Origin of the sequence: Pandoraea capi (assembly GCF_902459735.1) — a bacterium.
GTDB lineage: Bacteria > Pseudomonadota > Gammaproteobacteria > Burkholderiales > Burkholderiaceae > Pandoraea > Pandoraea capi.
The window spans coordinates 20,611-31,886 of record NZ_CABPRV010000018.1 but is presented as its reverse complement, the minus strand read 5'-3'; the positions used below and the strand labels follow the sequence as shown (position 1 = coordinate 31,886).

Annotated in this window: 12 protein-coding genes and 1 tRNA gene; 11 read left to right on the top strand and 2 right to left on the bottom strand. The window is 62.3% G+C overall.

The genetic code is table 11. The features are described 5' to 3' along the window. From PCA20602_RS25850 to PCA20602_RS25145, 11 genes are all read left to right on the top strand, one after another. A partial coding sequence (locus PCA20602_RS25850) for a hypothetical protein (RefSeq protein WP_217432505.1) occupies positions 1–214 on the top strand: 214 nt, incomplete at its 5' end. Positions 215–635: 421 nt separating this feature from the next. Next, complete coding sequence (locus tag PCA20602_RS25190) at positions 636–1,196, top strand: short chain dehydrogenase (RefSeq protein ID WP_150723517.1); 561 nt, start codon at positions 636–638, stop codon at positions 1,194–1,196. Positions 1,197–1,366: 170 nt separating this feature from the next. After that, on the top strand, positions 1,367–2,281 hold the full coding sequence (locus PCA20602_RS25185) for a LysR family transcriptional regulator (protein ID WP_150723516.1): 915 nt from the start codon (positions 1,367–1,369) through the stop codon (positions 2,279–2,281). A 138-nt stretch (positions 2,282–2,419) separates the two neighbouring features. Further along, positions 2,420–2,504, top strand: a tRNA-Leu gene (locus PCA20602_RS25180). Positions 2,505–2,841: 337 nt separating this feature from the next. Beyond that, the gene (locus PCA20602_RS25175; RefSeq protein WP_246182338.1) at positions 2,842–3,924 is read left to right on the top strand and encodes an AraC family transcriptional regulator; all 1,083 of its coding nucleotides are present in this window, start codon (positions 2,842–2,844) and stop codon (positions 3,922–3,924) included. Between the two features lie 193 nt (positions 3,925–4,117). Next, on the top strand, positions 4,118–4,684 hold the full coding sequence (locus PCA20602_RS25170; protein ID WP_150723515.1) for a carboxymuconolactone decarboxylase family protein: 567 nt from the start codon (positions 4,118–4,120) through the stop codon (positions 4,682–4,684). Further along, positions 4,681–5,811, top strand: coding sequence for an acyl-CoA dehydrogenase family protein (locus PCA20602_RS25165; RefSeq protein ID WP_150723514.1), 1,131 nt, complete (start codon positions 4,681–4,683; stop codon positions 5,809–5,811). The genes PCA20602_RS25170 and PCA20602_RS25165 overlap by 4 nt, the downstream gene beginning before the upstream one ends. 80 nt (positions 5,812–5,891) lie before the next feature. Next, positions 5,892–6,674 carry an ABC transporter ATP-binding protein gene (locus tag PCA20602_RS25160; protein ID WP_425495716.1) on the top strand — a complete coding sequence of 261 codons (783 nt, stop codon included), beginning with the start codon at positions 5,892–5,894 and terminating at the stop codon, positions 6,672–6,674. A gap of 35 nt (positions 6,675–6,709) precedes the next feature. Continuing rightward, a complete protein-coding gene (locus tag PCA20602_RS25155) occupies positions 6,710–7,894 on the top strand; it encodes an ABC transporter substrate-binding protein (RefSeq protein ID WP_150723512.1) in 1,185 nt (394 codons plus the stop codon). Beyond that, a complete protein-coding gene (locus PCA20602_RS25150) occupies positions 7,887–8,735 on the top strand; it encodes an ABC transporter permease (protein ID WP_425495715.1) in 849 nt (282 codons plus the stop codon). The genes PCA20602_RS25155 and PCA20602_RS25150 overlap by 8 nt, the downstream gene beginning before the upstream one ends. 47 nt (positions 8,736–8,782) lie before the next feature. Next, positions 8,783–9,523 (top strand): pseudouridine synthase, encoded by a 741-nt coding sequence (locus tag PCA20602_RS25145; RefSeq protein WP_217432503.1) that lies wholly within the window; start codon positions 8,783–8,785, stop codon positions 9,521–9,523. A 189-nt stretch (positions 9,524–9,712) separates the two neighbouring features. On the opposite strand, the gene PCA20602_RS25140 is transcribed toward PCA20602_RS25145, so the two are convergent. Together PCA20602_RS25140 and PCA20602_RS25135 are read right to left on the bottom strand one after the other, a co-directional pair. After that, complete coding sequence (locus PCA20602_RS25140; protein WP_150723511.1) at positions 9,713–10,585, bottom strand: 23S rRNA (adenine(2030)-N(6))-methyltransferase RlmJ; 873 nt, start codon at positions 10,583–10,585, stop codon at positions 9,713–9,715. Next, positions 10,585–11,247, bottom strand: coding sequence for a DNA-3-methyladenine glycosylase I (locus tag PCA20602_RS25135; protein ID WP_150723510.1), 663 nt, complete (start codon positions 11,245–11,247; stop codon positions 10,585–10,587). The genes PCA20602_RS25140 and PCA20602_RS25135 overlap by 1 nt, the downstream gene beginning before the upstream one ends. Positions 11,248–11,276: the final 29 nt, after the last annotated feature.

Sequence of the window (11,276 nt, the reverse complement as noted above, 5' to 3'; positions counted from 1 at the left end):
AAAAAAATACAAAAAAGCCGATGATCGAAAGATCATCGGCTTTTTTCATATCTGCCCAGAAAGCAATGTGCCAGTGCACATTGCATGGGGACTCGAAAGGCATCGCTTGCAAGCGATGCCGGGGTCGCGGAACGTGACCGAGTCCTCTCGGCGCCGCGGGCGCCGTACGGGCATAAGTGGGACCACCGATCCCCAGCCGTATCGCCGGTTTTAAAAGCAGGACCACCGATCCCCAAGCCGCATCACCGGTTTTAAATCGCCGGTGTTAGAACACCCCCCATCAACACCTCCCGCAGCCACGTCCCAAGCGCATTCCCTGCTGTCTTCCGATGCCATCCCACCGCGACAGTAAACAATAGCGCTCCTCGCGCAGCGATTGGCGACGATGCCAACACATCGGCTCACCGTTTTCGGATCGAACACCTCGGGCAACAGCACTCCGTCCACCTCATCCAGAATCCGTTCGAAGCGCTGCCTTCGCGAACGAGTCGCACAAAAATGCGCATATGTTTGAGATCGATACTGTCCACAACGAGTCCTTGTGTCGGATACAACCGGCGTCTGATTTACACGTGCGCGGTGCGATTTCTAAGATGACGCCTCGTCTTCAAATTCTATAAAGCGAGGTAAGCAGCATGAAAACTGTCATCGTGATCGGTGCCAATGGAAAGATCGGGCAAGCAGCGATGAAGGGGCTTGGCAGGCATCGTGTGATCACGGCGAGTCGCTCTGGCGACGGTTGCGATCATCGTGTGGACATCACCGATGCGTCGTCGCTGAACGCGTTGTTCGAGAGCGTCGGCAAGTTCGACGCCGTGGTCAGCGCAGCGGGGCATTGCGAGTATGCCCCGTTCGTTTCGATGACCGACGCACAGTGGCAAGCGACCATCCAAAGCAAACTGGTCGGTCAGATGAACATCGTCAAAGTGGGGCTGAATCACATCGAAGACGGCGGATCGTTTACGTTGATATCAGGCATTCTCGACATGAAGCCGATGCCCCAGGGCATTGCGGATGCCACGACCAGCGGCGCCATCGACACTTTCGTCAAATGCGTGGCCTACGAATTGCCACGGGGCATCCGCATCAACGCCGTCAATCCGACCGTCATTGAAGAAGCGTGGGATGTTTACGGCGACATGATGCCGGGGTATCAGCCGGTGCCCGGCGCGCGCCGCCCCGACGCCGCCCGCTAACTGAGAATGTGTAGCGTTTCCGTCACGTCGAGCGCGACCGCGCTTCAGAAACAAAAGGAAATCTGTAAAATTTACCTCATAAAAAATTGAATATTGTTCAACGGGCGCTTAATTCGTTGAGCTTGTCGGGTGTTTTTGGTTTTTGTTGCTTGATACTTGTTGGGAAATACATGCCTGCCTTCACTCGCGGCGAGCTTGCCGATTTGAACGTTTTTGTCACTATCTGCCGCCGGCAGAGTTTCCGGGAGGCCGCCACAGAGCTGGGCGTGACGACCTCGGCTCTCAGTCACGCGATGCGCAATCTCGAGGCGCGTCTGGGGGTCAAGCTTCTCAATCGCACGAGTCGTTCTGTGTCGCCGACGGCGGCGGGATCGGCCCTGGCGAAGGAATTGGAACAGGGCCTTGAGCAGATTGCATCTGCGATTGGGGCGCTGGACCGTTACCGTGCGTCGCCGGCTGGGCGATTGCGTCTGAACGTTCCGCGCGATGCGGCGCGTTTATTGCTCGACCCTATCCTGCCGCGTTTCGTGGCGTCGTATCCCGACATTGAGCTGGACGTGACTGTCGACGACCGGATGCTCGACATCGTGGCCGAGGGGTTCGACGCGGGCATGCGTTATGGCGACACGGTGCCGGGCGACATGATTGCGACGCCGCTCACGCCGGCGCTCAAATGGATCGTGGTGGCATCGCCGGCGTACATTGCACGGCACGGTCGCCCCAAAGTGCCGCAGGATTTGCTGTCGCACAACTGCATCCGGATGCGTTTGGGTGACAACACGCTGTACAAATGGGAGTTGGGCAATGGTTCGACGGCGGTTGAGCTGGACGTGCCTGGCGCGTTGAGCATCAATGAAAGCGATGGCGTGATTGCGGCGGCTGTCGGTGGATTGGGGCTTGGGTATGTATTGGAGCGCAACGTGGCGGAGGAATTGGCCAATGGCATGTTGGAGGCGGTGTTGACGGAATGGGCGGTGGATGGTCCGCCGTTGTCGATGTATTACCCGAGTCGGCGACAGACGTTGCCGGGGTTGCGCCATTTGATCGACATGATTCGATCGGAGCACATGGGTCGGGCGGCGTGATTTTGGGGTGATTGGGGTGGGAAGTGGGGGGGTGTGAAAGTTTTTTGAATTTTTTGTCCCTCCATGTTGACAGCCCCGTCCACCCTCGGCATAATCTCACTTCTTCGCAGCGAGCAAGCAACACAGCGAGCTGACGGGGCCCAGATGGCGGAATTGGTAGACGCACTAGTTTCAGGTACTAGCGGGTAACACCGTGGAGGTTCGAGTCCTCTTCTGGGCACCAAAAAAAATACAAAAAAGCCGATGATCGAAAGATCATCGGCTTTTTTCATATCTGCCCAGAAAGCAATGTGCCAGTGCACATTGCGTGGGGACTCGAAAGGCATCGCTTGCAAGCGATGCCGGGGTCGCGGAACGTGACCGAGTCCTCTCGGCGCCGCGGGCGCCGTACGGGCATAAGTGGGACCACCGATCCCCAGCCGTATCGCCGGTTTTAACCCCCCCCTCCCCCTTTCGTAATAAGCATCCAACGAAAAAATAGTTGCCCTGGCGAATGTCGGTGGGGAGGATGGATGTTTTGTTCGGGAGGGTACGCAAGTACCGAGGGCTGGGAGTTGGCGATGATGCAAGAGAAGCGGAGCATCGAGGGGGTGATCGGGGTTGCGGAAGGTACCGCATCGGCAACGCTCGCCCAGGCGCCAACCGACGTCGAACACCCTGATCGCGTGGCTGACTGGTTGCTTGCGGGGCTTGAGTTGAAGAGCACCCTATTCCATGTCGGCGAGTACTGCGGCACCTATCAGGCATCAACGGCAGGACATCAACGCGCAAGTTTCCATGTCGTGCTGGATGGCGGTTGCTACCTGCACATCGGCGCAGATTCCGGCAATCCCGCGCGCACCGTCTCGCTGAGCGCGGGCGATGCAGTCTTTCTGCTCTCGGACGTACCGCACGCGCTCACACCGTCGGCAACACCGCCGACCGACCTGACGACTCGACTCGGCCAAATGACGCCGCTCACCATAGAGCCGCGCAAACCGTCACCCGAGACCTCATCCGTCGCCCTGGCATGCGGATTCTTCGAATTCCGCACCGATCTGGACGCGCTGGTGCTGGGCATGCTGCCGAATCCGATCGTTGCTCGGCGCGACAGCGGCCGACTGGAAGGCATGACGCAAATCTTCACGCTGATCCAGGCCGAAGCGCGACGCCCCGGGGATTCGCCATCGCCGCTACTGGCACGACTGACCGACCTGCTCTTCTACTATGCGTTACGTGAAGCCGTCCATGCAGAAAACGTGGCGCCGGGGATGTGGCGTTTGATGCGCCGCGACGCGTTCGGCCGCCTCGCCGCGGCGATCATCGAATCACCTGCACGGCGCTGGACAACGGACAGCATGGCGGATTTCGTGCACATGTCGCGCGCTCGTTTCTGCAAGCAGTTCGCGGAAATCGGCGGGCAACCGCCGGCGCAGTTCGTCACATTGGTGCGAATGAAGACGGCCGCAGCGCTGCTGCGCGCGGGCGTCTCACTGCCAGATACCGCCGAGCAAGTCGGCTACCAGTCGGAATCGGCCTTTGCGCAAGCCTTCAAACGCGTGACTGGCGTGCAGCCGGGCGCGTGGCGTCGTCAGACAGCCCACGCGAGCACCGAAGCCTCCCAGCCCACGGCTACCGCCTCCGCGACGTATCCGCTGCACTGACCGCGCCTGCCCACGCCGCCTTACCGACATCCTTCCTACATTACGTCGGCAAGATGGCATCGGCACGTTGTGCGGAAGACATCGGACCTTTCCGCCCCTCGATGAGACAAATCCGCAGAATTTCCAGACGGGCGCGCATTGAGCATCTGGCCGGGCTTGCGCACAATGGGGGCTCGACTGTAAGGAGCCCGATATGAGCCGACTGCCATTGCACACCCTTGAAACCGCCCCCGAGGCGAGCCGTCCGTTTCTGGAGAAGTCGCTTGCCGCGAACGGTTTCCTGCCGAATCTGGTGGCATCGCTGGCCAATGCGCCTACCGCACTCGAAACCTATCTGACGGTCGGCGCCATCAACGGACGCGCCAGCCTGACGCTCGCCGAGCGCGAAGTGGTGCAAATCACGGCAGCGGGCATTCACGGCTGCGGCTTCTGCGTCGCTGGCCACACTGCCGTCGCCCTCAAGAAAGCGCAACTGCCCGAAGCCCTCGTTCACGAGATCCGCGATCAGGACACGCTGTCCGATGCCCGTCTGAATGCCGTTGCGGTCTTCACACGCGCGGTGATCGCCACGCGTGGCGCGGTCTCGGACGCCGAATTCGCCGCATTCAAATCGGCTGGATTCGACGATGCTGCCGCACTTGAAGTGGTGCTTGGCGTATCGCTCGCAACGCTCTGCAACTTCGCGAACAACCTTTCGCAAAACGAATTGAACCCGCAACTGGCGGCTTACCGCTGGGAGCCGAAGGTGCGAGCCGCATGAACACCCAACCCAGCCTGCACGGACTGACCGCACGCGCCCCGGCGCTCGCGGACTGGCTCGATGCCAACGCCGAGACGCTCGACACCGACGCCACGCTGAGTGCCGACGTGGTACCGCAACTGGCGGGCGCGGGCCTGCTGCGCATTGGCGTGCCCGTCGAGCTGGGCGGGACCGGCGGCACGATCGGCGATGCGATCGACAACGTGGCCGAGGTCGCCGGGCATTCATTCGCTGCGGCGTTCGTGCTCTGGGGACAGCGCACCTTCATCGAATATTTGCTGCAAAGCCCGAATCGCGCGTTGCGCGATCGCCTGCTGCCCGCCCTGCTCTGCGGTGAACTCGCGGGGGCGACCGGCCTGTCGAACGCCATGAAGTTTTTGTCCGCGATCGAACCGCTGCAAATTCGCGCAGCGGACACGCCGCGCAGCAATGGTGCGCCCGCGTGGCGAATCAACGGCGGCCTGCCGTGGATCACCAATTTGCGCAAGCAGGGTTTCGTCGCGGCGGCGGCCGTCGATCACGAAGCCGGCGGCCCGCCCTCGATTTTCGCCATTGCCCACAATGCACCGGGCGTGACGCGCAGCGATGATCTCGATCTGATCGGACTGCGCGGCACGAATACTGCCGCGCTGCAAATGGCCGATACGCTCCTCACTGACGACGACCGCATCACCGACGACGCGCCCGCCTGGCTTGTGCGTGTGCGCCCGGCGTTCCTCGGGCTGCAATGCGGCATGTCGCTGGGGTTGGCGCGTCGCAGTCTGGCCGCCACCCACGAAGGCGGACCGGGCGCGCGCGCGGCCGTGGTCGACGACGTTGCCGCGTTGACCGACCAACTTGATACACTCACCACACGCCTGAAGACGGGTGTGACGCAGGGCGACTTCGTCGACACCCCGGCGAGTCTGTTCAAGCTGCGCATTGCGCTCGCGGAGCTGGTTCACGACGCCGCCACGCTGGAAGTGCAGACTGGCGGTGGACGCGGTTATCTGCGCGGACTCTCGGGTCTGGCGCGGCGTCAACGCGAGGCGGCCTTCGTGCCGATCGTCACACCGAGCCTCGTGCAGTTGAAGAACCAGCTAGCGGCACAACGGGCGCAACACATCAAACTCGGAACGGTTTCATGACCCAACCCACGGCGACGCAACGCGCGCATACCGACACGTTCATCGCCACCGCGCGCGAGGATGCCTCGCGCGCTTCGTCATTGCCCGCGCCCTTTCTGACCCTGCGCAATATCGGCTTGTCGTATGGCGAGCGCGCGATCCTGCGGGGCGTCGATCTCTCGGTAGCACCGGGCGAACTCGTCTCCGTCCTCGGCCCGAGCGGCTCGGGTAAATCGACCCTCCTGCGCATTGCCGCCGGACTGCTTAGACCGAGCGACGGCGCCGTCACCGTGGACGGTGCGCCGCTCACCGGTCCGCGCCCTGACGTCGCGCTGGCCTTTCAGGACCCGTGCCTGCTGCCGTGGCTCTCGGTGGAGCGCAACGTCGCTTTCGGACTGACGTTCGCACGGCAGCCGAAGCTCACGCGCGATGTGCGACGCGCCCGCATCGATGCAGCCCTGACCGAAGTCGGCCTCGCGCATGCACATCACCTCAATCCTCGCCAGTTGTCGGGTGGCATGGCGCAGCGCGTAGCGCTTGCACGCTGCCTGGCCCGTCAGCCACGTGCGCTGCTGCTCGACGAACCCTTCGGTGCATTGGACGAAGTCACGCGTGCCGACATGCAACGTCTGCTGGTAACAGTCGTACGCGATACCGGGGCCGCCACCGTCCTCGTGACGCACGATATCGACGAGGCGCTGCTCGTCTCCGATCGCATCGTGTTGCTTGGCAATCAGGGACGCACGCTCGCACAGTGGCAAATCGACGTGCCGTCGCCGCGCGAAGCACAGGTGGAAGCGCTCGGCGCCCTACGTATCGAAATACTGCAAGCGTTGCAACTCGCGATGTCCCGCGACGCGACAACGCCTCACCCAACACGATAAGTCTCTACGACGACACCCACGGGGATTCTCAGACCATGTGCCAAATTTCCCGCCGCGAATGGCTCAAACTCGCTTCGATGATGACGGTTGCAGGCGCTGCACCGCTGCTGGCATCGGCCGCCGCGCGTGCCGCCGCTGAGCCGGATGCCCCGTTGCGCATCGGTTATCTGCCGATCACGGACGCGACGCCACTGCTCGTGGCACATAACAACGGCTATTTCGAACAGGCGGGCATCAAGGCGGAGAAGCCGACGTTGCTGCGCAGTTGGGCGCAGTTGATCGAAGCGTTCCTGTCGGGCCAGGTCAACGTCGTTCATTTGCTCTCCCCCATGACGGTCTGGGCACGCTACGGCAGTCAGGCGCAAGCCAAGGTCGTGGCGTGGAACCACGTCAACGGCAGCGCGATCACCGTAACGAACGACATCAACAAGGTCAGCGACCTCGGCGGCAAGACCGTCGCCGTGCCGTTCTGGTATTCGATCCACAACGTCGTATTGCAGAGCCTGCTCGCCGCCAATGGACTGACGCCGGTGCTCAAGAAGAACGGCGCGCCCGCGGCCAACGAAGTCAACCTGATCGTGATGGCGCCGTCGGACATGCCGCCGGCGCTTGCCGCGAAGCAGATTGCCGGTTACATCGTGGCCGAGCCTTTCAATGCGGCAGCGGAAAATCTGAAAGTGGGCAAGGTGCTGCGTTTCACTGGCGACGTCTGGAAGAACCATGCCTGCTGCGTCGTGACCATGCACGAGCGTGATCTGACGGCGCGTCCGGAATGGTCGCAGAAGGTCGTCGACGCCATCGTCAAGGCGCAGGCGTGGACGCGCGCACATCCCGAAGACGCCGCGCGTCTGCTGTCGAAAGAAGGCGAAAACCGCTACACGCCGCATCCGTTCCAGGTGCTGCAACGTGTGCTGGCACCGGCAGCGTCCGAGCAAGGCCGCTATCTGGCAGACAAGGCGATCATCCATGCCGACTGGCATGAAAAGCGCATCGACTTCCAGCCGTATCCGTATCCGAGCTACACCGAAGCGCTGGTTCGCAACATGCAAAAGACGCAGGTCGAAGGCAACGCGTCGTTTTTGGCCAAGCTCGATCCGGCGTTCGTGGCACGCGATCTCGTCGACGATCGCTTCGTCAAGAAGAGCATCGCGGCCGTGGGCGGCATGAAGGCCTTCGGCTTGCCGGAAGGCTTCACGCGTCAGGAGATTATCGTTGTCTGATCTTGCGTCCGGCCGCGTGCGGCCTCCGGTGAGCGAAAGCCGCAACGCTGCGGCGCAGACGGCAGGGGCATCGACCACACGTCCCGCCCGACGCGCGTGGCTCGGGCTGGCGGGACTCGCCGGCATCGTGGCGATCTGGTGGCTGGGCATTGCGTTGTTCACGACGTCCGGCTCGCTCGCGTCACAATTCTCGCCGGCGGCAGCACTCAACGCCCTGCCCGACCTCATTCGCGATGAGCAACTCGGGCTTCACATCCTTGCGAGTCTGCGCCGCATCGCCGTCGGCCTTGCGTGGGCCATCGTGCTGGGCGTGCCGCTTGGCTTTCTGATCGGGCGGGTCCGCTGGCTCGACAAGGCCCTCACCCCGTCGCTGCAATTCCTGCGCATGGTGTCCCCGCTGTCATGGATGCCGATTGCCGTGATGTCGCTCGGCGTCGGTGATCCTGCGGTGTACTTTCTGCTGGCGTTCGCCGCCCTGTGGCCGCTCGTGATGAGCACGGCGGCGGGTGTCACGCACATCGATCGCCGTTGGGTACAACTCGGAGAAAGTCTTGCCGCGACACGCTGGGAAATGCTCTGGCATGTCTACGTCCCGGGCATTGCCGCGCATGTCCTCACGGGCGTGCGATTGGCCATCGGCATTCTCTGGATCGTGCTGGTGCCGGCGGAAATGCTGGGCGTGAACGCCGGTCTGGGTTATCTGATTCTCGACACTCGCGACCGTCTCGCCTATTCGGAACTGACCGCAGTCATTCTCGTGATCGGTGTGCTGGGCTTCGCTCTCGACTGGGCGGCGCGATTCATCTATCGCCGGTTCAGCGGGGCCGCGCAGGAGGCGTAAATCGCGCCAGGCCGCGACAGGCCGCTACAATAGCGGCCTGAATCCCGATGCCTGACGGAGAACGCATCATCGAGCTCGAACGTTTACTGCAATCTCAGGGCTTCGGCAGTCGCAAGATGTGCCGCAAGCTCATTCAATCCGGTGCTTTCGCCATCGACGGCGTCGTGCACGACAATCCCCGCGAATCGATCGACCCGACGGGCCTGCAATTCACGCTCGACGGCGAAACGTGGGACTACCGAGAGCGCGTCTACCTCCTGCTGAACAAGCCGGAAGGCTTTGAGTGCTCCACGAGTCCGACGCATCATGAGGGCGTGCATTCGCTGCTGCCATTACCGTTGGCCGTGCGCGGCGTGCAACCGGCCGGTCGTCTCGATCAGGACACGACCGGCATGCTGCTGCTCTCCGACGATGGCCCCTTCCTGCACGCCATGATGTCGCCCCGGCGTCATGTGCCGAAGCGATATGTCGCCACCACGAAGCACCCGGTGACCGAAGAGATGTTGCAGGCACTGCGCAACGGCGTGCTGCTAAGAGACGAGACCGAACCGCTCGCGGCAACGGACGTCATGAGTCCGTCGTCCCACGAAATCGCGCTGACGATCACGCAGGGCAAATACCATCAGGTCAAACGGATGGTCGCCGCCGCAGGCAATCGCGTGGAAGGTCTGGTACGGACCGCCATCGGCGGATTGCCGATGGGGAATCTGGAACTCGGCGAATGGCGCTATCTTTCGCCGGATGAACTGCTGTCGCTGCCGTACGAAGTTCCGCACACCGGTAAGTAATTCGCACCGCGGCATGGCGTTCCGAAGTCTCGGCTTCGGTGCGCCGCCACAAATCACTCGGCGGATCAACACATCGGCGGATCGGGCAGTTTCAGCGGCCACGCAATCCGCGCAGCCTCCTCCCCCGCCCTCACCGGCCCGTTGCTGCATGGCGCCTTGGCTCGTGCAGTCCCGGCGCGCTCAGTCGCGTCAGTTCTGCTTACCTTCCAGCAGGAACTTCGCGCCCTTGTCCTGCCCCAGCGCTTTGACGAGGTAAGGCATCGTCGTTTTCAACGTCTCCTGCAACATATAGGGCGGGTTGACGATGAACATCCCGCTGCCGTGCAAACCCATGCCGCCCGGGACCGGATTGCAGACCGTGAGCGCCACATGCAACCAGTTCTTGATCGGCTTCTCGTCGATCGTGAGTCGCTTCATGCGCTCCGGCAACTGTGCCGCTTCGCGACGCTGCACCAGCGGATACCACACGGCGTACATGCCCGTCGGGAAACGGTCGAGACCTTCCTGCACCGTCTGTGTGGTGCGCGTGTAGTCGCGCTTGTCCTCGTAGGACGGATCGATGAGCGTGAAGGCACGGCGCGGCGCCGGCGGCAGAATCGTCTTGAGACCGGCAAACCCGTCGGCACCGAAGATCATCGTGCGACGCGCGACCGCCCGCCCCTGCGCTTCGAAATTCTCGCGCAGCACATCCTGCTCGGTCGGGTGCGCCTCGAACAACCGAAGACGGTCGCGATCGCCGAGCAGTTGCAGTGCGAAATACGGCGAGCCAGGGTAATAGCTCAGCTTGCCGTCCGGATTGAACTCGCGCACGAGCGCCACGTAATCAGCCAGCGCCGTCGGCAGATCGTCACGCGTCCACAGACGGCCGATCCCGGTCTCGTACTCCCCCGTCTTGTCGGCCCACTTGCCTTCAAGCGAATAACCGCCCGCCCCCGCATGCGTGTCGATGTACCAGAACGCCGTGTCTTTCTGGCGCATGTAATCGATACATTCGACGGCGATGAAGTGTTTGAGTACGTCGGCGTGGTTGCCGGCGTGGAAGGCATGGCGGTAGCTGAACATTAGGCAGATCCTGATTCGTCAGGCCGAATTGTAGCCGACGACGCCCCCGTACGGCGTTTGCGCGCCAGCACCGCACCGGCTTTCGCTTCGTCCGCGGCGAGCGCCTTCACCGCCTTGTGTCGCGGGCACGCCACCAGATGGTCGTTCACCATGCCAGACGCCTGCATGAACGAATAGCAGATCGTGGAGCCCACAAAGGTGAAACCGGCCTTCTTCAGCGCCTTGCTCATGGCGTCCGAGGCGGCCGACGTTGCCGGCACTTCGCTCAGCGACGCCCAGCGATTCTGCAACGGCTCCCCGCCGACGAATTGCCAGACGAAATCGCTAAAGCGCGTGCCGGACGCTTCCATGGTCAGATAGGCACGCGCCCCCTTGATGACGCCATTGACCTTCAACCGGTTGCGCACGATGCCCGCATCGGCCATCAGGCGTGCCTCGTCCTCGGGACCATATTTGGCAATACGCATCGGATCGAAATTGTCGAAGGCCTTGCGGTAGGTGTCGCGCTTCTTGAGGATCGTGGACCATGACAACCCGGCCTGCGCGCCTTCGAGCATCAGCAATTCGAACAATTCGCGTGAGTCGCGCAACGGCACGCCCCACTCCTGATCGTGGTACTGACGGTATTGTTCGAAGCCTTCGCTCCACGGACAGCGTTCCATTTGCCCCTCGATAGTGGTTGCACGCACAT